Raw genomic sequence first — 23,900 nt, forward strand, 5'->3', positions numbered from 1 at the left:
CTTCCCGGCAAGTTTCTGACACTGTAGGGTGAACTACAGAGCCTGCATGCGTTGCGCGCGTTGCTCCCGGCCCCTAACTGACTCGCTCCTGCACGCTTGGCGCTGATTCGGCGTGTGGATACAGGTCACCTCGGACACATGGGTGCAAATGTTGAGTTTATGTGGGCCGGTGGTGTATAGCAATGGCGCGCGGCGTGAGGTTGGGCACGCTGCCGGCCGGCCCCGCCCCGCCGCCGCACCTCCGGGCCGCCGCCCGGGCGCATCCGCCACTAACTACACACTTGTGGCTCAAAAACCCCCGAAATCCCCGCAAATTCTTGCCACTTCAGTGCAGTTAGCGGAAATGCCTGCCGGCGGCCCGACCGCCCTGCCCGCGGCGGCTGCCCATCGGTCCCCACCCGTTCTCAAGGCCCCGACTCCTTCAGAACTTCCGGTCCCTGTGGAAAAGCTCCGGCGACTGCGCCGCCCAGAGCTTTCCACCGGGTCGAGACACTGTGACACCCAAAGCACACAGTCGCTCGCGCAAGTACACAGCCAGGGCTGAGAGGTCACGACACTGCTCGTAGTAGACATTTATGAAGCGCCACCCACTATCGGTGAGCAGCTGCTGGCGTCTAGAGAATCGCAATGCGACCTCATCCGCCGTTGCTGCAGTTCCCCCGAACTTGCCCATCCCAGAGACTTCGATTGCGATCATCTCCTCCGGCAGAGCGATATCAACAAAAAACCTCCGCCCTCGCACCTGCACTTCGTGCTGGCAAACGACTTCCTGTCGCCCTCGCACCAGGCACGTGAGCACCCACAGCACAGTTGACTCTGCAGGTGATTCGATCCCACCACTCGCACTCTCGAGAACTGCCTGGGTCCTGCGGTGTCCTCTTTCCATTCCCAAACTGCAAACCTCTTGAATGAGGTGCTCCCGCCAACGCGCCTCGCGGATTCGCGACCCCTCTAAGTCCCAGCGATCAAAGCCCGCAATGAACCGCAGGAAGGCGGAGACGTTGTGGAATGCCTGCAGCGGATGAGCTCGCTGGCACAGGTCGTAAGCCAGTAGCGGTATCGGTGCAAGGGGCATGCCCCAGAAACCTTCGGCCTCAAGCCCCTCAACCATTGGCCCGCTGCGACGACAATGCCAAGCAACGCTAGGAACGATGATCTCACCCACGCGGACAGCGGGGAACAACGCGGGCTTCCCACTCCTGGCGTCAGTTCGTACTGTGACGTCGGGATTGTTCCACCATGGCTCTATCCCGAGGGTGACTAGTGCAGACTCCCCCGTGAACAGCACTCCGTGCCTCGTCGTTGAGAGCAGCCGCGCTTGTGCGACCCTTCGCCGCACGTCCCAGGGCTTCTCGCCTTCGAGGTACGAGGTGGCGACGTATGTCCCCCTCACCACCATCACCAGACTGTTGCTCTTGCGGATGCGGCGGCTCTGCGTCGAGCGAAGAAGATGCTTGCTTGATACGTCCATAATTGCATCGTGCGCGACTCGAGATGTCTGCGCAGGTGAAACTTCCCCGGCTGGGGATATCAGCAGTTCCTCGGTTCTGTGGATAAGGACCTTCCCGTCAGGCCCGGACGGCACTGTCGCCGCGGAAGCGCGCTCGCGCAAGGCAACCAACGTAGCCAGACCCAACCATGCCGACCTCGGGTGCACCATCGCCACTAGCTACACTCTTGTGGCTCAAAAACCCCCGAAATCCCTGCAAATTCCTGCCACTTCAGTGCAGTTAGCGGGAGAGTCTAGACTGGACGCGCAATCTTTCCCCGACACCGGAGGGACACCCGTGGATCTGCCCGTAGACTCGACCTCAGACTCCCACTCCGTAATCGGAGCCGACCACGCCGAGGCCACCGCTCAAATCGGTCGCAACGTTGCCGCCGTCCGGGAGCAGATCAACGCCGCCGCCCTCCGCTCCGGCCGCAGTGCCGCGGATATCCGCCTCCTTCCCGTCACCAAGTACCACCCGGAGAGCCAACTCCGCGCCATCCACAGCCTCGGTTTCCGAGACCTTGGCGAGAACCGGATCCAGGAACTTCGCGCCAAAGCGGCGGCCATGAGTGACCTCGACATCAACTGGGTCCTCATCGGTCATCTCCAGACCAATAAGGCGACACAGGCCGCGCGGGTCGCACAAGAGGTCCAGTCAGTCGACTCACTTCGCGTCGCCACCGCCCTCAGCAATGCCGTGGTCAGACTCCACAGCGAGGACGAGGACGCAGGTGCGGGCGCCACAGCCGCATCCGCAGCCGCCACCCCACTGACGGTCCTGCTCCAAGTCAACACGTCCGGCGAGGAAGCCAAGCACGGCCTCGCCCCAAGCGAAGTCGGGGCCGTCCTCGAACAGGTTGCGGACCTGCCGGGCCTAGCCGTCGCAGGTTTCATGACCATGGCGCCGCTAACCAACGACGAGGGCGTGGTGCGACAAACCTTCTCCCGTCTGCGGGAACTGCGCGACGCACTCAGGACAACGTCGGGGCTGGAACTCCCAGAACTCTCCATGGGGATGTCCCATGACTTCGAGATCGCCATCGAAGAGGGTGCGACAACCGTGCGGATTGGCTCCTCAATCTTCGGCCCCCGCCTTTAGCTGGCGATCAGGCTGACCCGAACTGCCCTCTGAAGTTGTAGACAGCCCCAAGCAGGTTGGCATCGTTGAAATACCGACACGCTACAACGTGCGGCAAGGGGAACACCTCGTCGGAGAACTTCTTGGCGGCGCGGATCTCTTCGTTGAGGATCTGCAGGAACAGCGGCTGCACGCTGATCCCGCCTCCAACCGCGAACCTCTCTGGGGCGAGGACACACTGAATGTTGAGGATCTGGACAGCAAACTCTGAACAGTAACGGCGCAGTGCTGCCAGGGCGTCCTCGTCCCCCTGACCGGCCCGGGCAAACAGCTCTTCCCCGTCGATTTCCGTCGCACCCGACCTGCGCTGGTAGTCCGCGATGAGCCCAGGCACCCCTGTCGCCCACCCAAACCACCTGGTCTTCTCAGTTTCGTGCGCCTTACCAACGGATATGTAGCTGTATTCGCCCGCAAAAGAGTTGCGCCCGCGGAGGATCTCCCGACCCACGAACGCCCCTCCCCCAACTGCGGTCCCACAGATCACGACGGCCCCACTGTCGCAGTCCTCGAGCGCCCCACTTGTCATCTCTGCCCACACCGCTGCTTTTGCGTCATTCTCTATCGAGACGCTGACGCCGGGCATCCTCTCCTGGAGCAACGCGGCAAGCGGCACCCCGTAGTTGTATTCAAGGGCGCCACCCGAACGCATGAACCCCGCGTCACGATCCACAACTCCAGGAACACTCAGCGCAATCCCTTCCACCTGGCCGTGGAAGACCTGATATATCGACTCAACTGTATCGATGAAGTCATCCAGGCCTTCCAGTGGCGTGGGGACCCTACCTTTTCCGGTGAGGACCCCGCCCTCGTCGACGAGGGCGTACTTGATGAACGTTCCCCCCACATCGATTGCAAGAACCTGTCCCACACCGACCCCCTTGTCCGCTCCGGTCAGACTTCCACTATCCGGCTTCTCTGCCCAGAGTGCGCAAGGAAAACCCAACACTACGGCGGCTGTCAACCCACTTTCGGTATCGCGTCCTCGGTGAAAGAGTGGCGTGGATGAAAGGAGTTACCCATGAGAATCAGAACAAACTTGGTCGCCGGAGCAGCGTTACTTGCACTTGGGATGGCAGCCTGCACGACACCGCAGACAATCACGGATGACCCCGCGATATCAGGAGGAACGGACACCGTCATACCCCAGAGTGAGGCTCAACCGTCAGGTGGCGGCAAGGCATCTGACGACACCCAGAGTTCACAGGGAGAGGTCAACCCCATTCAAGCAATCGACATTGCCCTCTCACGGAGCCCGGGGGTCGTGGTTGAGATAGAAGCGGAGACTACGGATGGCCGTCCGGTCTGGGAAGTGGTCGTGAGGGGAGACGCTGACGACGGTTTCGAAGTCATCATCGACCGAGTCACCGGTGAGGTTATAGCGACGAACCCGCACCCACTGTCAGATGACAAAAGGGCAGAAGCGGGCATAACTGCCGCAGAGGCGATTCAGATCGGCTTCGCCGCTGTCCCCGGGGAGCTCGATGAACTCGAACTTGACACTGAGAACTCAGTCTTGGTTTGGGAGCTCGACATTTACTCGGACGAGGGCGGAAGGTATGAGCTGAAGATTGACGCCACAACGGGCGACATCGTCCAGCAGAAGCGCGACAACTAACCGCCTCGACCGGGTAAGCGACTTGAAATGGGAAGCAGAAACGCCCGCCCAACCCAAGGGTTGAACGGGCGTTTCGTTGTCTCAAAATATCTGAGAACGACGCTCCTGAAAACTACTTCAGGGTTACGGTGCCACCAACGGCTTCAATGTCAGCCTTGGCCTTGTCGGCATCTTCCTTCTTGGCGCCTTCGAGCAGGACTGACGGAACGCCGTCAACCTTCTCCTTGGCTTCCTTCAGGCCCAGGCCGGTCAGGGCGCGAACGGCCTTGATAACCTGGATCTTCTCGGAACCGAAGGACTCGAGAACGACGTCAAATTCGGTCTTCTCTTCCTCGGCAGCGGCCTCGGCGCCCGGAGCAGCAGCAACTGCAACAGCAGCCGGAGCAGCAGCGGTAACATCGAACTCATCTTCGAACAGCTTCACGAACTCAGAGAGCTCGAGCAGCGTCATTTCCTTGAAAACTGCAATCAGTTCTTCATTTGTCATCTTCGCCATGATTTTTCCTCCCACAAAACGAAACTTGGTTTTTTCAGGCCACGACCGCCCTCGTCATCAGACGGGAACGATCCGGGAACAGCAGTTCCTTACGCGGCTTCTTCCTGCTTTTCCCGCAGAGCATCGGCCAAACGGACCACCTTGACGGGGAGCGCCTGGAATGCGTATGCGGCCTGGGAAATCTTGGCCTTCATGGCGCCGGCGGCCTTAGCCAACAGCACCTCACGGGACTCAAGATCAGCCAACTTGTTCACTGCCTCTTGCGAGAGCAATGCACCATCCATCGCACCTGACTTGACGACCAGCGCCTCATTTTGCTTCGCAAAATCGCGCAGTGCCTTTGCAGCCTCAACCGGTTCCCCGGTCACGAAAGCAATAGCGGTCGGGCCATTGAGGTCTTCTTCGAGGAAATCGAATCCAACCTTCTTGGCAGCCAGAGTTGCAAGGGTGTTCTTGACAACGCGGTATTCGACACCGTCGCCGAGCGCACGACGCAGATCCTTCATCTGACCAACACTCAACCCACGGTATTCAGTCAGAAGGACTGCCCCGGAGTCGCGGAACTTGTCCGTCAACTCAACTACTACAGCATCTTTATCCATCTTCGCCATCTTCCACCTCCTGACATTCAATCTTTCACCAAACGGCTTGTGCCTCCGTAAATGCAAAAATCCCGGAACGCAGATGCGCTCCGGGTCCGTGCAGTTGTTCCTCAGATTGCTCTGGGGTCCTGCTGGTCGTTTCACACCTACGTGGGTATTTTCAGGTTCCTGATGCCTTCATTTCTGAAGTCTGCAGAAACACACCTACGGTCTTCGGCTTCCAGTAGCGTAGCAGGACGAGGGCGCTGTGCCCTACGCTCGGGCAGATTTTTCCGCGTGAGTCTGGTCACAACATCCTCAGGATGCGTCGCTAGGACCCGCTTGCGTCTGGGCCTCGGGCGAGGACGAGGACGCCGCGTGACCAGTCCCCTCGGGTATCGAAACGCGCCTCGGCCTCCCTTGGGCGAGCGTCCCTTGCGCGGCGGTCGAACCATCCCATCCCCCGCCACGCCCTCGTAATCCATAGCCGACGAGGACGGCCAGCGCCATACCCGCAAGCGGTCCCACTACGTAAATCCAGAAGTCGGTGAAGGTGAGGCTGGCCATGTTGGGTCCGAAGGTTCGGGCCGGGTTCATGGAAGCGCCGGAAACTGGCGACCCCCACATGCCTGCGAGGGCGATGTAGGCGCCAACGCCAAGCGATCCGATGATGCCGATATTCTGCGCGCCCGAGGCCGTTCCCAGAATCACGGTTACCAAGCCAAAGGTCAGAATGAACTCCATGAGAAAGGCAGCGCCCGTGCCATAGCCTCCCGCCGGGTAGGTGGACCCATTCTGGGCGGAAACCCCGAGCACGAACTGTAGGAAGTACGCCGCAGCGCTTGCGCCTAGGAGTTGCGTGCAAATATAAGGTACGACCCGCCCCCACGGGAAGTCTCCGCGCAACGCAAAGGCGATGCTGACAGCGGGGTTGAGGTGGGCGCCAGACACCTTGCCCATCGACATGATGACGGCCATCACCATCATCCCGGGCGCGACGACGGCGGCCAGCCTTGAGACGGACCCGTCGACTGCGACGTTCATCATCGGCGCGCCCGCGGCGACTAGCACCAGGAAGAATGTGCCAACAAATTCCGCAAGGAGGCGACGCCACTTTCGCCGCGGGTCGTTGAAGTCGCGGAAGATTTCGTCGAGGTCGGTGACGGCGCCAATTGATGCAGCCTGGTCCCGTGCCGGGGAGCCCACTCTTGCGTCCATGGCGCCAGCAACCGCGTCCGCGCGGGTCGCCTGCGAGCCAGTGCCAGCAACCGCGTCCGCGCGGGTCGGCTGCGAGCCAGCGCCCGACGCCGCTTCCAAACCCTGCGCGCTTCCCAGATCCACGCGCCCCACTCCGCTTCCCACTTCAGATTGGATTTCCGTCACGCCTGCGCACCCGACCTCATAAAGACACGCGTCTCGTTCTCGAGGTCGCGGATTTCAACAAACCCGAGAGCCTCATAAAACGCCCTTTGCCTCGGCTCATCATCTGCCATCAGCACCTGCTGCCGCACGTGCATGTAGGGGGCAAACACTTCATCCATGAGCCAGCGCCCAACCCCGGTGCGCTGCCATTCGGGTCGGACGAGGACGTCCTGCAAGTATGCAATCGTGTGCCCATCTCCGACGACGCGGGCGAGCCCCACAAGGACACCGCTCTGGTCCCATGCGGTTGCCACACGAAGCGAATTGGCAACGCCCTCGACCAACGAGTCCGGATCCGCCGTGTACTTCGTCCATCCGACCGAGCCGTACAGGTCGAGCAGCTCCACTCTGGTCGGCGTGCGTGTAGTACTGATCAGTGTTTCCGTCATTTCGCACCACCTTTCCGTTACTGCCTCAGGCTACCGTGGGTGTATGACTATGCAGACATGGAGCGATGTCCGCTCCCAAGCCTTGGGCATGGCGACGTCCCTTACAGTATTCACCCCGGAGGCCATGACCCGCCAGGAATCACGGGTTCCGGGACTCCTGGTCCTACTGCATGGACTGACGGGAAACCATGCGGTGTGGCCGATGAGGACGGACCTGCAATCCCTGGCCGACCGGCACAACCTGGTGATTGCACTCCCGGATGGGGCGAGGTCGTTCTGGCTTGACCAGGCTGTGGGTCTTGAGTGGGGGCGCTGGGTAGGGAGTGAACTGCCCGCGCTCCTGCGTTCCGTGTTGCGGGTCTCAGCCGCCCGGTCTGAGACGTTCATCGGCGGGTTGTCGATGGGAGGATATGGTGCGGTGCGCGCGGCTTTCGACTACCCGCGCACCTTCGGCGGAGTGATCTCACTGTCCGGCACGCTCGATGTTGCGGAGCGGGCCTTCCGGTCGCGCCACCTCGATCTCTACGAGATCGGGTTTGGGGACCTCGAGCGTCCTCGGCGGAGCGATGATCTGGTCACACGGATGGCCGCCGCAGCCCCCAACACGCCAACCCCCAACACGCCAACCCCCAACACGCCAACCCCCAACACGCCAACCCCCAACACGCCAACCCTCAGCCCCGCAACCCACAGCGTTGCCGTACCTCTCGACGTCCGGTGTTTCGCGGTATGCGGAACCGAGGACCGCCTGCTGAAGCAGAACAGGCGCTTCCGAGATATCGCGGAAGAGATCGGCCTCGATCTGACCTATCGCGAGGGGCCCGGCGGTCACGACTACGTGTTCTGGAACGAGTGGCTGCCGGTCGGTCTGGACCACCTGCGCGGCACGCCGAGTTAGGACCCCGCTCCACATCGTTGCCAACCGGCCCAACGCGGCCCGCCTTTTCACGCCCTGCCCATCTCCCCCAACAACCCGACCTCTGCTCGCCCTGCCCTGCCCTTCACACGTTCCGGTGGTCCCCTGCAGGTTCCTTGGTCCCCTGCAGGTAGAAAAGGTGGCCGAAACCGGGGTTGGAAGTGCCCTGCGGGGGACCAAGGCGCCTCTAGGGGACTGAGCCGCGTGGGTCAGACTGTCTGTGAGTCTGGGTTGAGAGATTGGGGCCTATGACTGTTTTGCCGCGGGGGCTGTGGCGTCAGTGACGATTACTTGGGTGCTGCCGCCGGGCGTTTGGGTGCTGGCGTGTTTGGGGGTAGCGCCGGTGCCAACCTCCACGACAAGCCAATAACAACCCACCGACTCCACACAGCCTGGCAGCCCGCGGAGGGAGACGAGTCGGGACGTGATGGCATCTCCGAGCGGTGCACGAGGACGGGCAGCTGCGAATGCCGCCGTCCGCCAAGGTTGCCGGTATCACGTACGGTTGCCGGCGTCCGCTAAGGTTGCCGCCATTCCTTACGAATTCCGGGCAACCTTAGGGGATACCGGCAACCTTAGAGATGGGCGTGGGGCGAGAGGATGGCTTGGTGCGGGAGGATGGTCCGGGCCGAGGGCGCCTCGAAGAATGGCCCGGGCATAGGGCGCCTAGAAGAAAGGCCCTGGCTGACGGCTGCCGAGCTGACGGCGGGCCAAGCCGACGGTAGCCCTGGCCGACGGCGGGCCTGGCCGACGGCGGGCCGCCAGCACGGCACGCCCTCCGCACAGGTGCACTTCCTGGCACGCCACTCGAACGTGCGCAACCTGCAAGGCAACGATGCTCCAGAATCACCACTTGACACGTACTACGTGTGTCGTAGTATGTTTGACGTACTGAGGCTCGCTCGTCCTCGACCGCTAATGGAGGCACACCGCCACGAATCGGGGACGCGAAACCTCCGCCAGCACAGCTCCATAGACAAGCCAACACTGCTAAACATAGAGAGGGGGACCCATGATCAGCACCGAGGCCATGCGCGGCTACATCGACATCTTGATCTTGTCGCAACTGGTTGACGCGCCCTCGTACGCCTACGCAATGGGCAAAACGATCTCCGAGGTCGCCGGCGGCGGGTACGCCATGAAGCAGACCACGCTCTACTCTGCCCTCAAACGCCTCGAAGGTGCCGGGCACGTGGAGGCCTTTGCCTCCCAATCTGAGTCGGGTAAACCACGGACCTATTACCAGATCACCCCGTCCGGGCGGGAAATGCTCGTAGCAAAGTCTGCCGAATGGCAGCAAACCAAAGAGGTCGTTGACCGCTTTGTGGAAGGAATCTCCTAATGGACATCATCGACAACTACTTGGACACTATGTTTGCCTCCTATCCCCTGACGCCGAGGACGGTCGAAGCCAAGTCGGAGCTGCGCGCAATGATGGAGGACATCTACAACGGCGCAATCGCAGCCGGCCAAAGTAGGAACGAGGCCGTTGGCCAAGCACTCGCTGAGTTCGGCAACATGGAGGAAGTCGCTGCGGTTCTGGGCGACCCGAGCGGTGCACCCATCGAGATTGCCGCCCAGTTTGACCGGAACCGACCCGCAGTATCGATGGCGCAGGCACGCAACTTTGCGGCGGTGAGCGAGAAGACACGCTGGCTGCTGGGCTGGGCTGTCGCGATTTTCGTCCTCGCACCCGCCCCTCTGGTGTCGCTCAGCATCGCAACTTCCGATCCGAACCTGCCCGTATCCAAAGCCCTAGCCTCCACGATTGGGATCGTCATCTTGCTCCCCCTCGTTGCCATAGGGGTGGGTCTTCTTGTGTGGCGCAATCAGAAGCTCGAGCCTTTCAACCTCATCACCCAGGGACAGGGGCACATCACGCCGGAAGTTGAGGTGTTTGGCGCGGCGGTTCGCCGGGAGCACTCAAACTCGCGCACCATGGCCCTCATTATCGCAATCGTTCTGTGGATACTGGCTGGCATTCCGCTTATCTCGATGGGCGTCTTCACACAAGACATGCCCCAACCGGAGGCGGACCAGTACTTGGCAGTGGGCATGGCGATCACCCTGGTCATGGTTGCGATTGGTCTGCTTTTGTTTCTGCCTGCGAACTGGGCAAACTCCGTGGCAAACCGACTCTCGGAAGATGGCATGGCTGAAGCCCGTGAAGATACCAGCGACTGGGAGATGGCGGCCTACCCGACCTGGGTGCGAGCCTTCATGGCCGGGTACTGGCCGATCATGGTGACGATCTACCTGACCTGGAGTTTCATCGGGGACGCGTGGGGTACGTCGTGGATCCTCTGGCCGATCGCGGGCGTTGCGTTCGGCGCGATCTCCGCCATCCTCTACGCCGTGTACCGGAACAACGACACCCAACAGGGGCGGTAGCCGAGCACGCAAAGAACCCCCGCAACCTCGGAAAACCGGTAGTTGCGGGGGTTCTTGATGCGTGACTACTTATGCCTGGTGTTCGGCCTCAACCTCATCAACCAGGGCGCGGGTCTTGGTGGGATCCACAGGGATACCCGGACCCATTGTCGTTGCTGCTGTGATCTTCAGCAGGTAGCGACCCTTCGCAGTGGTCGGCTTCAGTCGGAGGATTTCCTCCAAGACCGCCGCGTAGTTCTCCGTCAGTGCCTTCGCTGTGAAGTCAGTGTTGCCGAGGACGAAGTGGACGTTCGCGTGCTTATCCACACGGAACTCGATACGACCACCCTTGATGTCCTTGACTGCCTTCGCAACATCCATGGTTACGGTGCCGGTCTTGGGGTTCGGCATCAGACCACGTGGGCCGAGGACGCGACCCAAACGGCCAACCTTGCCCATCATGTCCGGGGTTGCAACGGCAACGTCGAAATCGGTGTAGCCCTTGGCTACCCTCTCGATTAGTTCGTCGCCACCGACCTCGTCAGCACCTGCTTCTTCAGCCTGTGTTGCCCGCTCGCCAACAGCAAAAACCAGGACCCTAGCGGTCTTGCCGGTGCCGTTCGGCAGGCTAACAGTGCCGCGGACCATCTGGTCCGCTTTACGGGGGTCGACGCCCAAACGGACGACGCCTTCGACGGTTGACGGGAACGAGGTCGTGGAAGTCTCTTTAGCGAGCTTCATCGCCTCAAACGGGCTGTACAGGATGCCGGGAAGAATCTTCTCAGCAGCTGCCCGGTACTTCTTTGAGCGCTTTGCCATTCTGCTTTTCTCCTTGCAGTCGTGGTGAACGGGCTGCGCAGCCCTACCACCTAAAGTTCTGTTGACGTGCGGCGTTTAGTCCGCGCGTGGAATCAGGCTTCGACGGTGATGCCCATGGAGCGGGCAGTACCAGCGATAATCTTCATCGCTGCTTCAACGTCGTTAGCGTTCAGGTCTTCCTTCTTGGTCTCTGCAATCTCACGCACCTGAGCGGAGGTTAGCTTGCCAACCTTCGCGGTGTGAGGGGTTGCGGAACCCTTGGGAACGCCTGCAGCCTTCTTGATCATCTCTGCAGCCGGAGGGGTCTTCGTCACGAATGTGAACGAACGATCCTCGTAAACCGTGATCTCAACGGGGACAATGTTGCCGCGCTGTGATTCGGTTGCTGCGTTGTAGGCCTTGCAGAACTCCATGATGTTCACGCCATGCTGGCCTAGCGCCGGCCCAACGGGCGGTGCGGGGTTGGCCTGACCGGCGGGAATCTGGAGCTTGATGAGCCCAGTTACCTTTTTCTTCGGTGCCATAGTTTTTGTGGGTCCTTCACTACTTATTGCAACACTTCACCTGGATTGACGGCGAACCTAAGTCAGGTTGCGCCACTCAAACCTGGGAAGCTGCCCCAGATGGGGCATCTGCGCACGCTGACAATGACGTACGCAAGCTGCGATTCTACTAGTCTCACGGGGTCGGTTTTGCCAGCCCGTGTGCGACTTCACTAACAGTCCGGAATGGGGCCTACGCCCCTCCGGCTCAACGACCAGCTACTTGTCGAGCTTTTGCACCTGGTCAAAACGAAGCTCCAGCGGGGTTTCCCGCTCGAAGATAGTCACCAGGACCTTGAGACGCTGCCCCTCAATCATGATCTCGGAGATTTCAGCGGTGAGTTCCGCAAACGGCCCGTCGGTAACACGAACGACCTCGCCAACCTCCCAGTCCACCACTGCAGGCGCCTTCTTGGCTACGCCAGCCAGTTTCGCTTCCTTACCAACCAGAAGTCCCGGAGCCAGCATCTTCAAAACATCATCGAGCGGGAGGGGCATGGGGTTGTACTGATCCCCCACGAACCCGGTCACAGCCGGCGTTTCTTTCACCACGCGCCACAACTGCTCATCCATCTCATCGTCATAGCCGGTGCCCTGCATTTGAACGAGGACGTACCCGGGAATAGCGCAGCGCAGCACCTTCTTACGAACGGTGTTGCGGATCTCTGTAACCTCTTCCATCGGCACCTCAACACGTGTGAGGAGGTGCTGCAAGTCCTCGTTCTCAACACGGCGCTCAAGGTTTTCCTTCACCTTGCGCTCATGACCGGAGAAGGTGTGCACGACAAACCAGTCGCCACCCTGATCTTCGAACTCTTCGCGGAGGGCCTCCATGGGGTCGAGATCCTCGCTACCCGCAACCTCTTCACTGTCAGCAGCGGCTTCATCAGCAACCGCGCCCTCGTCATCCGCGGGACGCGCAGCATGAATGCCCTCACTGCCGGACTCTGCTGCCGCGATGTCAAGATCTGCAGCCTCTTCACGTGCTTCCGCAGCGACCTCAGCCGCCTCATCAAGCCCGGCCCCGCCCTCGGGAACACTGTCGTCGAGGACGCCCTCTAGTTCCCCGTCGATCTGCACGACCGCATCCACGTCGTCGTCCATGTCTAACCCGGAAAAAATATTCTCAGCCACAGCCAGTCCCTTCAGTTCGGTAGGTGCGCCAACCGAGCTAGATCGGCCTTAGCCAAGCACAGCGCGCGCACGCGTCAAGATGGTTTCAAAAAACCCGCCTGCAGAAATCTGCTGGCGGGTTCCTCGTCTACTAACCAAATACTAGCTTAGAAAGCTCCGATGAGCCTAGGTCAATAACCCCCGTGAAGAGCATCATCAGCGCCACAAAGACGATGACGACTAGGAAGTAGGTCCAAAGCTCCTCTTTAGTGGGGTACGTTACCTTCTTCATCTCAGCAATTGTCTGCCGAACAAAGAGTGCAATGCGTTGGAAGATGTTGGGCTTCTTGTCAGCAGGGCGATCATCGCGCTTCCGCGTAGCACCGCTCTTCGTGCGGTCTTTAGGCGCGAGGGCGCCATCGGACTTCAGTTCCGGCAGGTTTTCACCATCACCCGGAAGACTTGCCGTCTGGCTCACGTGTATCTCCAGTGTTCGTCCAACTGTGGACTCCAAGGATAGCAATGGAATCCCCTACAGGGAGCAGGGCAGGCGAGACTCGAACTCGCAACCGCCGGTTTTGGAGACCGGTGCGCTACCAATTGCGCCACTGCCCTACGCACGCGACTGGGATCACCAGAAGCGGCCTGTCTGATTGTAATGATGCCTCCGCCCCCTGTCCAACGCGGCCCTAATAACGGAGCGAAATCACACCATTTTTTCCACTGCAGTGGAGCCGTTTCTGAAGTCGTGGTCCGAAATCTGTCACGTCCATCACCAAGGCGCTCATATTCTGGCACGCTAGTCCTATGAGCAAAAAGCCGATTCACCGCGTCTCTACGCGACTTGCAGCCATCACCCCTTCCGCGACCCTGGCCATCGACGCCAAAGGTAAAGCCCTCAAGGCTGCCGGCCAGCCGGTTATCAACTTTGCGCCCGGTGAGCCGAACTTTGATACCCCCGCCAACATTGTCGATGCTGCACTTGTCGCAACGAAGGACCCCACCTCGTACCGCTACACTCCCGGGAACGGACTCCTTGCGCTGCGTGAGGCCGTAGCTCAGAAGGTCGGCGTTTTCGGTGACGCGGTTCCCTCAGCAAACGACGTTCTCATCACCAACGGGGGCAAGCAGGCCGTCTACCAGGCTTGCGCAGCAATCATCGACGAGGGCGATGAGGTCCTTCTTCCCGCCCCCTACTGGACGACCTACCCGGAGACCATCAAGCTGGCCGGTGGCGTCCCAGTTCCCGTCGTCGCAGACATCACTTCCGACTACAAGGTCACTGTCGAAGCCCTCGAGGCCGCGCGAACTGACAAGACGATCGCCCTCGTCTTCTGCTCGCCATCCAACCCGACGGGCGCCGTGTACTCACCCGAAGAGGTCAAGGCAATTGGCGAATGGGCACTTGAGAACGGTATCTGGGTTCTTTCCGACGACATCTACGAAGCCCTCTCATACGATGGGGTCGAGGTCGTTCCCATGTACCGCGCCGTCCCCGAAATCGCCGACCAGCTCATCGTGTTGAACGGTGTCGCCAAGTCGTACGCAATGACGGGGTGGCGCGTGGGCTGGATGGTTGGCCCCACCGACGTCATCAAAGCCGCGGGAGCCCTGCAGTCCCACCTCACCTCAAACGTCAACAACATCGCCCAGAAGGCCGCGTTGGAAGCACTGACAGGCCCGCAGGAAGCGGTTGGGGAAATGCGCGAGGCCTTTGACCGCCGCCGCAAGTTGATCGTTTCAATGCTCCAGGAGATTGAAGCATTCGACACCCCGATGCCGCAGGGAGCCTTCTACGTTTACTCTTCGGTCGAGGGCGCCCTCGGCAAAGAAATCAACGGGAGGGTCGCCAACACGTCCTCGGAACTTGCGGACCTGATCCTCGATGAGGCCCTAGTTGCCGTTGTTCCCGGCGAAGCCTTCGGGACGCCGGGCTACATTCGCCTCTCCTACGCGGTTTCCGACGAGGATCTGGTTGAGGGCATCTCGCGCCTTCAAGCCCTGTTCGCCTAACCGGCAAGGTGCCAGCAAGATCACGACTTCCTGCTGGCACCTCTTGTGCCAAACTTGACGCATGAGTCACGCGCATAGGCATCCGGAACTTTTCTCTTCTCGCTCACCCGAGGACGTCCCCCGCGGAACCGTCCTGCTAGCCCACGGTTTCGGCGAGCACCGAGGACGATATGACCGGTTCATCCATGCGCTCAACAAAGCGGGCTTTGACGCTTGGACATTCGACTTCACGGGCCACGGCACCTCCCCCGGCAGACGCTCACGCGTAGATGTTGGCGCCCTCATCGGTGAGCACCTTGATGCGCGCCGGGACGTCCTCGAACGGTCCCGCACCTCTGATCTTCTTTTTTTTGGGCACTCCATGGGTGGCCTCATCACCCTGGCTTCCACGCTACTTTCACCGGCGCGTGTGGGTGCTGTTGCGGTGACGGGGCCCGCGCTGCGCCCCCTGCCACACATCAATGAAACGGTTGCGACACTGGGGGCGAGGGTGGGTTCACTGCTCCCCTTCCTCGACTCGGTCGCGTTGGACACGGAGCTGCTCTCCCGCGACCCCCAGGTTGTTGCGGACTACGAGGCAGATCCCAGCGTCTACCACGGCAAAGTCCCCCTCATCACGGGTGCTTCCATGGCGGTGCAGGGTCGCCAGGTGATTCGCCACGCGAACCTTCTGGCCCGCCCCACCCTGATCCTTCACGGCGGAGATGATGGCTTGGCTTCCTTTGAGGGTTCGGTTGAGTTCGCTGAAAGGGCCGGTGATCTGGTCGAACTTGTCACGTTCGAGGGCGCCTACCACGAACTACTCAACGAACCTGAGCAGGACACTTACACCCGGGCAATCGTTGACTGGTTTGCCAAGTGGTCGTAGGGCCACAGACTTCTAGGCCGCGGCTCACCAGCCTTCCGAAGGCGCACCTTCACCTCCACTTCACGGGGTCCATGCGGCCCGCCACCATGCTGGAGTTGGCAGACAAGCAGGGGTTACGACTTCCCGCGCACCTGCTTGAAGAAGACCCACTCACGGTTCCCGCCGATGCCCGCGGGTGGTTCCGCTTCCAACGTTCCTACGACTCCGCCAGGTCTCTGGTTCGGTCCGAGGACGTCATGCGCAGGGTGGTTCGTGAGGCAGCCGAGGACGATGCTGCCGAAGGGTCTGTGCGCTTGGAGATCCAGGTTGATCCGACCTCGTACGCCCCGTTTATCGGGGGGTTGACGCCCGCCCTCGAAATCATCCTTGACGAGGCCAAAGCGGCTACGAAGGCAACGGGAGTTGAGGTTGGCGTGATTGTCGCCGCCTCTCGGACACGGCACCCTTTGGATGCGCGGGTGCTGGCCCGGCTCGCTGCCCAGTACGCCGGGGATCAACCCGGGGAGGTGATCGGGTTCGGCCTCTCCAATGATGAACGCATGGGATCAACCGCCGAGTTCGCTAACGCCTTCCAGATCGCCAAGCGTGCAGGGTTAAGTCTGGTACCTCACGGCGGTGAACTGCTGGGGCCCCAGTCTGTGCGCGAGGTCGTCAACCACCTGGCACCCCAACGTCTAGGACATGGCGTGCGGGCAAGTGAGGACCCCGAACTTCTGCACCGGCTGGTTGATGACGGGATTGCGTTTGAGATTTGTCCGGCCTCGAACGTTTCGCTGGGCGTCTTCTCTGACCCCGCGAGTCTTCCCCTGCGGTCTTTCGTTGATGCGGGAGCCACGGTCGCGCTGAGCGCGGACGACCCCCTACTGTTCCGGTCACGCCTTGTCGACCAGTACGTCACAGTGCGCGATGTGCACGGGTTCAGCGCGGGGCAGATCGCGGACCTAGCGCGGGACAGCATCACAGCCTCCCGAGCGTCTGACGCCTCCAAACGGAAGTGGCTCACCAAAGTTGGCGACTGGGAGGACGAGGGCGCAGCACTCTAAGCAGGCGGGATCTGCGCCGTCCACGGCGAGAGCCAGAGGATTGCCACGCCCACCAGGGCGAACACTAACGCGTCGAACCACCTGTTGCGGGCAGAAAACCACGGGCGTCCCGGCCAGGCTCCACGAAGAAACCCCATCATCACCATGCCGGATCCAAGCAGGACAGCAGCGACATGAGGGCGTTCCAATAGGGCAAGAACGACGACGGCGAGCACCCCGAGCACTGCTGCAACAGCGGTGACGATTCCGAAGATCATAGAGGCCTCTCTAGAGGGCCCCGTGGTCTTTGGCCCCGCCTCGGAATGCTTGCTATCGGGCCAGATGTCGGAATCCGGGCCCTGCGCTGGTGGTGGGACTACAAGTGGGTCAGAATCTCCCATTGCTACCCTTTCCGACCTCATCATAAGCTTCGTTGTCACTAACATCAGTATCGTCGACTGACGCCTGGATGGCATCTGCGCCAGTACTATCCACACCTTCGCCCTCGTCCGCAGAGCGAGCTTCGCGGAACGAGCCAAACCCTTCCTTGGCACGCCTGCGAGTCTCCGGGTGTAGGGCAACCCCAACAGCCAACGCAACGCATCCCACCAGGCCTGTCGTCACCAGCCACGCGTCAGGTGTGGGGCCGAGGGCGGCCAGGAGGTTCTCCCCAAGTGAGCCGCGCGATGCGCTCATCCACACGTACATCGCCGCAGCGAAGGATGCGAGGGCGACAGCGCCACGCCGGGAGGCGTCAACAAGGGATAACCGCGATGTCACGACGGAAAACACCACGCCAAGCCCAACTCCGCCGAGGGCGAGCAGTGCGGGCACCCACGCCCCCGGCGCGGTGGTGGGGATGGTCGCGACTATGGGGAGAAAGATGGTCTCGTTGGGGGCAACCACGTGAGCGGAAGATACCAATCCCCCAACCACGGAGAAACCTGCACCCGACACCCAAGCAATGGCACAAGCCATAAACATGGGAAGATACATGGCTTGCATGGCTCCAAGACCAAAGTTTCCGGCACTGCTGAACCCAAATAGCTCTGTCGTAGCGATAACTTCCGGCCAGGATACGGCCAATGCAATCCCAAGGACTGTTAGACCCACCGCCGCGACTGCCGCCAGCCACGAGAGGCCGATGAGTGTCCCCGACCACACCCAACGGAGCCTTTTCGCCCAGCGTGGGAAGGTTTCTGTTTGCCGCGCAACCGCCCACCCCACGGCGATCAAGGAGATGAGTCCCGCGCCAACTAGGGCGCGCCAGAGGACGACCTGGGCGCCGGAAGCGGTGAGGACTATCAGCACTGTCAGCAGGTAGAACGGGATCGAAGTCCACAGCGCTGCGGACCCGAAGTTGCGGCCCGACAGGAGGAGGGCTCTGAACACCACCACCTGTATCAGCGTCCACAGAAGCGGAATGATGCTGACAGTCACCCCGTAGAAAACCGCGGGTGATCCAAGGGTCATCGCCCAGAATTCAGTGCCGCTACGGCCTGCTTCCCCAATCGACGTGTCACTGAGCCAGGCGTTGGAAGAGTCAGCCAAGAAGCCAACGGCGACTGCCAACGCGGGGATCAACCACCCGAGTAGGGCTGCCTCAATGCCTGCGAGGGCGCTGCGGGCCCAACCTGAAGGCAGCGTGACCGTGAAGGTGGGGCGCTCGCTCTTCCACGTGGGGTGCGTTGCGCCCGCTTCCACGGGTGTCTGCGTGTCGCTGTCAGTACTCATTCCCTCTATCTTCGTTGCAGCTGGGGGGCTTGAGCACCGTTGCTCGCGGCATGTCTTGTTACTGGTGGATCTCCCGGTATACAGCGCGTGCCAGATCGGCGGTCTGGCTGGGGGTTCGACCCACCGCCACACCGACGGCTTCCAGCGCTTCTTTCTTGGCTTCGGCGGTGCCCGACGAGCCTGAAACGATTGCTCCCGCGTGCCCCATGGTCTTACCTTCGGGTGCTGTGAATCCGGCGACATACCCAACGACAGGTTTGGTGACGTTTGCCGCAATGTATTCGGCGGCCCGTTCTTCAGCATCACCACCGATCTCACCGATGAGGACGATCACTTCGGTGTCTGGATCCTCTTGGAAAGCCTTCAGAGCATCAATGTGGGTGGTGCCCACCACCGGGTCCCCGCCGATACCAATACAGGTTGTGAAACCAATGTCTGAGAGTTCATACATCATCTGGTAGGTGAGGGTTCCCGACTTGGAAACCAGTCCGATGCCACCCGGCCCCGTGATGTCAGCGGGAGTGATTCCCACGTTCGACTTACCGGGGCTGATGATGCCTGGACAGTTGGGCCCAATCAGACGCACACCCTTTTCCAGCGCGTGGGTGACGAAGGCTACCGAGTCTGCGACTGGGATACCTTCCGTGATGACGACAACGAGGTCCAGATCGGCGTCGATCGCTTCAATCACTGCACCCTTGGCAAATGCGGGGGGCACAAATACTACGGATACCGTGGCTCCCGTGGCTTCTTTGGCTTCCGCAACCGTGCCAAAAACGGGGACGTCGACGCTCCCGGACTCAATCAGGCCCATGTCTTCCATGGGACCGTATCCAACGACGTCAAACTGTACGGATACCCCGGCTTTGCGGGGGTTTACTCCGGCAACGACTTTGGTTCCAGAATCAAGCATGCGCTGTGTGTGCTTCATGCCTTCCGAGCCTGTCATTCCCTGAACGATGACTCGGTCAGTTTCGGTTAGAAAAATGGCCATCTCCGGTTACATCCCCCTGCTTGCTGTGAACTCTACGGAAACCTCCGCGTCATCTCGCCCCAGTGCGAGACCCGCTAGGCGGGCAGCTTCTGCAGCTGCCAAGTCCATGGTGTCAACCATGGTGACCAGTGGAAGACCTGCTTCGGCTAGGATTTCCCGCCCTTCAACAACCGAGTTGCCATCCAGACGGACAACGATCGGCTTTGTAGCGCTGTCTCCCAGGATCTCGAGGGCGCCGACAATGCCCCGCGCCACCTCATCACACGCTGTGATCCCGCCAAAGACGTTGACGAAGACGGACTGGACTTGCTCATCACCCAGAATGACGCCCAGGCCCTTAGCCATCACCTCGGCGGATGCTCCGCCACCGATGTCTAGGAAGTTCGCGGGTTTCACGCCGTAGTCTTCGCCAGCCATGGCGACAACGTCGAGGGTGGACATCACGAGGCCCGCACCGTTGCCGATGATGCCGACTTCTCCGTCGAGGCGTACGTAGTTCAACCCGGCTTCTTGAGCCTGCACTTCAAGTGCGTCGTCGGAGCGGCGATCCGCAAGTGCCGCGTGGGCGGCATGTCGGAAGGATGCGTTGTCGTCAAGGGAGATTTTGCCATCCAGGGCAATGATGCGGCCATCGACTGTCTTGACCAGGGGGTTGACCTCAACCAGGGTCGCGTCCTCGCCCTTGTAGACCTTCCAAAGGCTGACGAGGACGGGGGCGAGGGGGCTGGCTTCATCTTCTGAGAAGCCAGCCTTGGAAAGGATGTCGAGGGCGACCTCTTCGTTGATGCCGACGGTCGGGCTCAGTTCGACGCGGGCCAATGCTTCGGGGCGTTCTTTCGCCAACGTTTCGATGTCCATGCCACCCTCTTTGGAACACATGGCGATGTCGCACCGCTCAGCACGGTCCAGAAGGATTGAGAAGTAATACTCTTCTGCGATGTCGGCCCCCGCCACGACGAGGACGGAGTAGACGGTGTGCCCGCGGATGTCCATGCCGAGGATTTGCGACGCCCACTCTTCGGCCTCGTCGGCGCTCCAGGCGAGCTTCACCCCACCGGCTTTACCGCGGCCGCCAATCTTCACCTGTGCTTTGACGACCACGGGGAACTCCCCGATTGTCTCGGCAGCTTCCCTCACCTCCTTGGCGGTGGTGCACACAATGCCCGTCAGGACAGGCACACCGTGGGCGTCAAAAATATCTTTGGCCTGGTATTCGTAAAGGTCCACTCCGTTGTTCCCTTCTTGGCTGTTGACATACCGCGTCGGTTGGGTTGGCGCTCCCGTAACTTTCGTGGCGCCACCTCTAGCCCCCTCAAAGATAGCGTTTCGGGACTGTCTTTGCAGAACTCTTCACGACAAAAGTCCCAGAGCCTAGAGCTTTGTGAGGGGAGCCATACGCAGGAGGAGACGCTTGGTGGCACTGTCGAAGGCAATCTTGGCAACCGCGGAACGACCGGAGCCTTCGGTGCCAACAACAACGCCTTCACCAAGGGTTGCGTGCATGACGCGATCCCCGACGGTCAGCGACAGTGTTGGTGCGTCTTCTTCAGCCGAGGAAGCCCTTCCGGCACCTCCGCCAGACCTCGCGGATGTTTCCGCCCCGAATCCACCCGGCCTCGACCCTTTCGTGCCGCGCCCCGCCGAACCTGTGCCGCTGAAGCTCCCGCGACCGCCGGAGCCACCGCGACTTCCTGAACCCCACGACCCCGAAGTCCCGGATCCAATGATTGGTCCGCCATCATCGTCGCCGTATCCACCCCACTCGCTGGCCTCGAATGAGCGTTGGCGCGCCCGCTCATGGGCGCTCTTCCACATCTTTTCCTGCGTGGACTCGCTACGAACCTCAACTGCTTCAGCTGGAAGGTCATCAAGGAACCGCGAAGGAGGCATGTGTTCAACAGAGCCCCAAGCGCTACGGGTTGCGGCTCGCGTCAGGTACAGCTGCTTTTGCGCCCTCGTCAGAGCCACGTACGCAAGTCGGCGTTCCTCTGCCAGTTCACTTTCATCATCCATAGACCGCTTGTGTGGGAATGTGCCGTCTTCAAGTCCGGTGACAAACACGTAGGGGAACTCGAGGCCCTTGGCGGTGTGAACGGTCATGAGGGTAACTTGGCCCCTGCGTTCCGCTTCGCCTGGGATCTGATCTGCATCGGCAACCAGTGCAATGCGTTCGAGGAAGGCCCCGAGGTCTGCGGCGTCAACACTTCCTTCATTTGCAAAGTCTTCCGCAACTGAAACCAACTCAGCCAAGTTCTCGACGCGTGAGGCATCCTGCGGATCTGTTGAGGCACGAAGCCCTGCGAGGTATCCGGTTGAGTCCAGGATCTTCTCAAGAATCACCGCGGGCGTCTCACCTGCGGCATCGAGGGCGCGCATCTCCTCAAGCAGGCCCCAATACTGAGCGGCCGATGCGCGAGCGCGCGGTGCCAGCCCTTCAACTGGCCGTTCGCTGGACTCGGTTGTGTCCGCAAGCGCTCCACCAAAGGACAATCCATACCTGTCCGCGTGTGCCGCGATGGCGGCTTGCGCACTGTCACCGATGCCACGCTTGGGGGTGTTGATGGTGCGCCGCAGTGCGACGGTGTTGTCAGGATTGACGACTGCCTGCAGGTAGGCCAGGGCATCTTTGACTTCGAGGCGCTCGTAGAACCGGGTGCCACCAACGATCTTGTAGGGAATCCCGGAGCGGAGCAGCATTTCTTCAATGACACGTGACTGGGCGTTAGTGCGATAGAAGATTGCAATGTCGCCCCAGTCGACATTCTTGACATCGAGGGAGCGCAGCTCAGAAATGATCAGTCGCGCTTCATCGTGTTCTGAGTCCCCTGCTTCCAGAGCGACAAGTGGACCTTTGCCAGCGGCGGTCCACAGGTTCTTTGCTCTGCGGCCTCGGTTGCGAGAGATTACGGCATTCGCGGCATCAAGTATGTTCTGGGTGGAGCGGTAGTTTTGCTCAAGTAGGACGGTCGTCGCGTTCTTGTAGTCCTGCTCGAATTCTTCAATGTTGCGAATGGAAGCGCCGCGGAAAGCATAGATCGACTGGTCTGAGTCCCCAACAACAGTCAGTTGTGCAGGTTCCACGCCGTCACTGCCGTCACCGACAAGTTCGCGAACGAGGACGTACTGGGCGTGGTTCGTGTCCTGGTATTCGTCAACCATGATTTGGCGGAAGCGGCGATGGTATGCCTCTGCAATCCCCGGATGCTTCTGCAGCATTTCTACCGTCAACATGATCAGGTCGTCGAAGTCGAGGGCGTTGGCTTGGCGAAGTCTCTTGTTGTACTCCTTATAGGCCTTAGCGACCATCTGTGAGATGGGGTCGGATGGGGCGGTTTCAGTGTATTGTCCAGGCCCGATCAGTTCGTTCTTCAGGTCTGAGATTCGACCCGAAACCATGCGTGGGGTGAAGCGTTTGGTATCCACGCCATGGTCCTTGAGCACCATGGAGAGCAGACGTTGTGAATCCTGCATGTCGTAGATGCTGAACGTTGACTTCAAGCCCACGGCATCATGATGCTCGCGCAGGATGCGAACGCATGCGGAGTGGAAGGTCGACACCCAAACCCGTCGCCCCTCTGGCCCGATTAGCTTCGCTGTTCGTTCGCGCATTTCGGCGGCGGCCTTGTTTGTGAAGGTGATTGCAAGGATCTCGCCAGGGCGGGCCTGGTGCGTTTGCAGGATATAGGCAATGCGGTGTGTGAGGACGCGGGTCTTCCCAGAGCCGGCACCGGCCATGATCAGAAGCGGCGTCCCGCTGTGTTGAACGGCACGTGCTTGGGCTTCGTTCAGGCCGGTGAGCACGTCAAGGGATGAGGCCCCGTCCGGGCGGGAGGCGGTAGCGGCACCAAACGGGGCTACCCCGTCCGATCCGGAGACGGCACCAAACGGCGACACCTCGTCCTCGACTGCGGGGTGGGCTTCGAAAAGAAAGTTCTGGATGTCCATGGCCCCTCTACCTTAGAGCAGGCTTCCGACATCTTCGCACCGCGTCGCCACACTCTGCCCCGGCACAGGCACCCACACCCACACATCACTTCGCCACAGGGGCTGCAGCGTCAGTGATGGAAACCTGAGTGCCAGCGACGGGGACTTGGATGCCAGCGACGGGGACTTGGATGCCCGGCCGCTCGGGGCACCCGAGCATCACGGAGCCGGGTGCGCCTAACGGAGCGGGTTATGCCTAACGGAGCGAGTTTGGCTCCATTTGGCCTTGAATCACACCGTTATGCATGCCAAACTCGCTCCGTTAGGCATAACCCGCTCCGTTATGACGTGGGGTAGCGCCAGCACCAACCTCAACAACAAGAAAACACCAGCCCGCCGACTCCAAACAGCCTGGCAGCCCGCGAACGTATACATTTCGCGGAATGCCCTGA

The 23,900-nt window shown here is 60.8% G+C and carries 23 protein-coding genes and 1 tRNA gene; 8 read left to right on the forward strand and 16 right to left on the reverse strand.

Going from position 1 to position 23,900, the window contains the following annotated elements; genetic code table 11:
* Positions 1 to 421: 421 nt before the first annotated feature.
* Positions 422 to 1,471 (reverse strand): hypothetical protein, encoded by a 1,050-nt coding sequence (locus tag H2O65_RS08585; RefSeq protein ID WP_182142777.1) that lies wholly within the window; start codon positions 1,469 to 1,471, stop codon positions 422 to 424.
* 316 nt (positions 1,472 to 1,787) lie between these two features.
* On the opposite strand from H2O65_RS08585, the gene H2O65_RS08590 reads away from it, so the two are divergent.
* Entirely contained in the window at positions 1,788 to 2,591 is an 804-nt protein-coding gene (locus H2O65_RS08590) for a YggS family pyridoxal phosphate-dependent enzyme (protein ID WP_259349503.1), read from the forward strand.
* 7 nt (positions 2,592 to 2,598) lie between these two features.
* Here the strand turns inward: H2O65_RS08590 and H2O65_RS08595 are convergent, their stop codons facing one another.
* Positions 2,599 to 3,498, reverse strand: coding sequence for an ROK family protein (locus H2O65_RS08595; RefSeq protein ID WP_182141310.1), 900 nt, complete (start codon positions 3,496 to 3,498; stop codon positions 2,599 to 2,601).
* Between the two features lie 150 nt (positions 3,499 to 3,648).
* On the opposite strand from H2O65_RS08595, the gene H2O65_RS08600 reads away from it, so the two are divergent.
* Positions 3,649 to 4,245: a PepSY domain-containing protein gene (locus H2O65_RS08600; RefSeq protein ID WP_182141311.1), complete on the forward strand. Its 597-nt coding sequence runs from the start codon at positions 3,649 to 3,651 to the stop codon at positions 4,243 to 4,245.
* Between the two features lie 112 nt (positions 4,246 to 4,357).
* On the opposite strand, the gene rplL is transcribed toward H2O65_RS08600, so the two are convergent.
* The 4 genes from rplL to H2O65_RS08620 form a co-directional block, all read right to left on the reverse strand.
* The gene (rplL, locus tag H2O65_RS08605) at positions 4,358 to 4,741 is read right to left on the reverse strand and encodes a 50S ribosomal protein L7/L12 (protein ID WP_220458739.1); all 384 of its coding nucleotides are present in this window, start codon (positions 4,739 to 4,741) and stop codon (positions 4,358 to 4,360) included.
* A gap of 89 nt (positions 4,742 to 4,830) precedes the next feature.
* Positions 4,831 to 5,352 carry a 50S ribosomal protein L10 gene (gene rplJ / locus H2O65_RS08610; RefSeq protein ID WP_182141312.1) on the reverse strand — a complete coding sequence of 174 codons (522 nt, stop codon included), beginning with the start codon at positions 5,350 to 5,352 and terminating at the stop codon, positions 4,831 to 4,833.
* 288 nt (positions 5,353 to 5,640) lie between these two features.
* Entirely contained in the window at positions 5,641 to 6,705 is a 1,065-nt protein-coding gene (locus tag H2O65_RS08615) for an MIP/aquaporin family protein (RefSeq protein WP_220458740.1), read from the reverse strand.
* Positions 6,702 to 7,133, reverse strand: coding sequence for a GNAT family N-acetyltransferase (locus H2O65_RS08620; RefSeq protein ID WP_182141313.1), 432 nt, complete (start codon positions 7,131 to 7,133; stop codon positions 6,702 to 6,704). Before H2O65_RS08620 ends, H2O65_RS08615 begins: the two co-directional genes overlap by 4 nt.
* Positions 7,134 to 7,176: 43 nt before the next feature.
* Between H2O65_RS08620 and H2O65_RS08625 the strand changes: the two genes are divergently transcribed.
* The 3 genes from H2O65_RS08625 to H2O65_RS10530 all read left to right on the forward strand — a co-directional run bounded on the left by H2O65_RS08625 (position 7,177) and on the right by H2O65_RS10530 (position 10,440).
* A complete protein-coding gene (locus H2O65_RS08625) occupies positions 7,177 to 8,031 on the forward strand; it encodes an alpha/beta hydrolase family protein (RefSeq protein WP_182141314.1) in 855 nt (284 codons plus the stop codon).
* Between the two features lie 1,030 nt (positions 8,032 to 9,061).
* Positions 9,062 to 9,391 carry a PadR family transcriptional regulator gene (locus tag H2O65_RS08630; RefSeq protein WP_182141315.1) on the forward strand — a complete coding sequence of 110 codons (330 nt, stop codon included), beginning with the start codon at positions 9,062 to 9,064 and terminating at the stop codon, positions 9,389 to 9,391.
* Positions 9,391 to 10,440: a permease prefix domain 1-containing protein gene (locus H2O65_RS10530; RefSeq protein ID WP_182141316.1), complete on the forward strand. Its 1,050-nt coding sequence runs from the start codon at positions 9,391 to 9,393 to the stop codon at positions 10,438 to 10,440. The genes H2O65_RS08630 and H2O65_RS10530 overlap by 1 nt, the downstream gene beginning before the upstream one ends.
* A 69-nt stretch (positions 10,441 to 10,509) precedes the next feature.
* Here H2O65_RS10530 and rplA read toward each other — a convergent pair whose 3' ends face one another.
* From rplA to H2O65_RS08660, 5 genes are all read right to left on the reverse strand, one after another.
* On the reverse strand, positions 10,510 to 11,238 hold the full coding sequence (rplA, locus tag H2O65_RS08640; protein ID WP_182141317.1) for a 50S ribosomal protein L1: 729 nt from the start codon (positions 11,236 to 11,238) through the stop codon (positions 10,510 to 10,512).
* Between the two features lie 92 nt (positions 11,239 to 11,330).
* Complete coding sequence (gene rplK / locus H2O65_RS08645) at positions 11,331 to 11,762, reverse strand: 50S ribosomal protein L11 (protein ID WP_182141318.1); 432 nt, start codon at positions 11,760 to 11,762, stop codon at positions 11,331 to 11,333.
* A 237-nt stretch (positions 11,763 to 11,999) separates the two neighbouring features.
* Entirely contained in the window at positions 12,000 to 12,914 is a 915-nt protein-coding gene (gene nusG, locus H2O65_RS08650) for a transcription termination/antitermination protein NusG (protein WP_259349504.1), read from the reverse strand.
* Between the two features lie 130 nt (positions 12,915 to 13,044).
* Complete coding sequence (gene secE, locus H2O65_RS08655) at positions 13,045 to 13,371, reverse strand: preprotein translocase subunit SecE (protein ID WP_398396187.1); 327 nt, start codon at positions 13,369 to 13,371, stop codon at positions 13,045 to 13,047.
* 64 nt (positions 13,372 to 13,435) lie between these two features.
* Positions 13,436 to 13,508 (reverse strand) — tRNA-Trp (locus tag H2O65_RS08660).
* Positions 13,509 to 13,700: 192 nt separating this feature from the next.
* Here H2O65_RS08660 and H2O65_RS08665 point away from each other — a divergent pair.
* The 3 genes from H2O65_RS08665 to H2O65_RS08675 all read left to right on the forward strand — a co-directional run bounded on the left by H2O65_RS08665 (position 13,701) and on the right by H2O65_RS08675 (position 16,817).
* Entirely contained in the window at positions 13,701 to 14,906 is a 1,206-nt protein-coding gene (locus tag H2O65_RS08665; protein WP_182141319.1) for a pyridoxal phosphate-dependent aminotransferase, read from the forward strand.
* A 61-nt stretch (positions 14,907 to 14,967) separates the two neighbouring features.
* Positions 14,968 to 15,774 (forward strand): alpha/beta fold hydrolase, encoded by an 807-nt coding sequence (locus tag H2O65_RS08670; RefSeq protein ID WP_182141320.1) that lies wholly within the window; start codon positions 14,968 to 14,970, stop codon positions 15,772 to 15,774.
* The gene (locus H2O65_RS08675; RefSeq protein WP_220458818.1) at positions 15,753 to 16,817 is read left to right on the forward strand and encodes an adenosine deaminase; all 1,065 of its coding nucleotides are present in this window, start codon (positions 15,753 to 15,755) and stop codon (positions 16,815 to 16,817) included. The genes H2O65_RS08670 and H2O65_RS08675 overlap by 22 nt, the downstream gene beginning before the upstream one ends.
* Here the strand turns inward: H2O65_RS08675 and H2O65_RS08680 are convergent.
* The 5 genes from H2O65_RS08680 to H2O65_RS08700 form a co-directional block, all read right to left on the reverse strand.
* A complete protein-coding gene (locus H2O65_RS08680) occupies positions 16,814 to 17,074 on the reverse strand; it encodes a DUF3017 domain-containing protein (RefSeq protein WP_182141322.1) in 261 nt (86 codons plus the stop codon). The genes H2O65_RS08675 and H2O65_RS08680 overlap by 4 nt on opposite strands.
* 109 nt (positions 17,075 to 17,183) lie before the next feature.
* Entirely contained in the window at positions 17,184 to 18,530 is a 1,347-nt protein-coding gene (locus tag H2O65_RS08685) for a DUF6350 family protein (RefSeq protein ID WP_182141323.1), read from the reverse strand.
* A gap of 58 nt (positions 18,531 to 18,588) precedes the next feature.
* On the reverse strand, positions 18,589 to 19,524 hold the full coding sequence (gene sucD / locus H2O65_RS08690) for a succinate--CoA ligase subunit alpha (protein WP_182141324.1): 936 nt from the start codon (positions 19,522 to 19,524) through the stop codon (positions 18,589 to 18,591).
* A gap of 6 nt (positions 19,525 to 19,530) precedes the next feature.
* Positions 19,531 to 20,751 carry an ADP-forming succinate--CoA ligase subunit beta gene (gene sucC, locus H2O65_RS08695; RefSeq protein ID WP_182141325.1) on the reverse strand — a complete coding sequence of 407 codons (1,221 nt, stop codon included), beginning with the start codon at positions 20,749 to 20,751 and terminating at the stop codon, positions 19,531 to 19,533.
* A 144-nt stretch (positions 20,752 to 20,895) separates the two neighbouring features.
* Positions 20,896 to 23,469: an ATP-dependent helicase gene (locus H2O65_RS08700; RefSeq protein WP_182141326.1), complete on the reverse strand. Its 2,574-nt coding sequence runs from the start codon at positions 23,467 to 23,469 to the stop codon at positions 20,896 to 20,898.
* Positions 23,470 to 23,900 lie beyond the last annotated feature (431 nt).

Origin of the sequence: Schaalia sp. JY-X169 (assembly GCF_014069575.1) — a bacterium.
Taxonomy (GTDB): domain Bacteria; phylum Actinomycetota; class Actinomycetes; order Actinomycetales; family Actinomycetaceae; genus Scrofimicrobium.

Excerpts from the sequence above, each read along its gene's own strand:
- H2O65_RS08585 (WP_182142777.1), bottom strand. The coding sequence starts at position 1,471 with ATGGACGTATCAAGCAAGCATCTTCTTCGCTCGACGCAGAGCCGCCGC.
- H2O65_RS08600 (WP_182141311.1), top strand. The coding sequence starts at position 3,649 with ATGAGAATCAGAACAAACTTGGTCGCCGGAGCAGCGTTACTTGCACTT.
- rplL (WP_220458739.1), bottom strand. The coding sequence starts at position 4,741 with ATGGCGAAGATGACAAATGAAGAACTGATTGCAGTTTTCAAGGAAATG.
- rplJ (WP_182141312.1), bottom strand. The coding sequence starts at position 5,352 with ATGGCGAAGATGGATAAAGATGCTGTAGTAGTTGAGTTGACGGACAAG.
- H2O65_RS08620 (WP_182141313.1), bottom strand. The coding sequence starts at position 7,133 with ATGACGGAAACACTGATCAGTACTACACGCACGCCGACCAGAGTGGAG.
- H2O65_RS08625 (WP_182141314.1), top strand. The coding sequence starts at position 7,177 with ATGACTATGCAGACATGGAGCGATGTCCGCTCCCAAGCCTTGGGCATG.
- H2O65_RS08630 (WP_182141315.1), top strand. The coding sequence starts at position 9,062 with ATGATCAGCACCGAGGCCATGCGCGGCTACATCGACATCTTGATCTTG.
- H2O65_RS10530 (WP_182141316.1), top strand. The coding sequence starts at position 9,391 with ATGGACATCATCGACAACTACTTGGACACTATGTTTGCCTCCTATCCC.
- rplA (WP_182141317.1), bottom strand. The coding sequence starts at position 11,238 with ATGGCAAAGCGCTCAAAGAAGTACCGGGCAGCTGCTGAGAAGATTCTT.
- rplK (WP_182141318.1), bottom strand. The coding sequence starts at position 11,762 with ATGGCACCGAAGAAAAAGGTAACTGGGCTCATCAAGCTCCAGATTCCC.
- H2O65_RS08665 (WP_182141319.1), top strand. The coding sequence starts at position 13,701 with ATGAGCAAAAAGCCGATTCACCGCGTCTCTACGCGACTTGCAGCCATC.
- H2O65_RS08670 (WP_182141320.1), top strand. The coding sequence starts at position 14,968 with ATGAGTCACGCGCATAGGCATCCGGAACTTTTCTCTTCTCGCTCACCC.
- H2O65_RS08680 (WP_182141322.1), bottom strand. The coding sequence starts at position 17,074 with ATGATCTTCGGAATCGTCACCGCTGTTGCAGCAGTGCTCGGGGTGCTC.
- H2O65_RS08685 (WP_182141323.1), bottom strand. The coding sequence starts at position 18,530 with ATGAGTACTGACAGCGACACGCAGACACCCGTGGAAGCGGGCGCAACG.
- sucD (WP_182141324.1), bottom strand. The coding sequence starts at position 19,524 with ATGGCCATTTTTCTAACCGAAACTGACCGAGTCATCGTTCAGGGAATG.
- H2O65_RS08700 (WP_182141326.1), bottom strand. The coding sequence starts at position 23,469 with ATGGACATCCAGAACTTTCTTTTCGAAGCCCACCCCGCAGTCGAGGAC.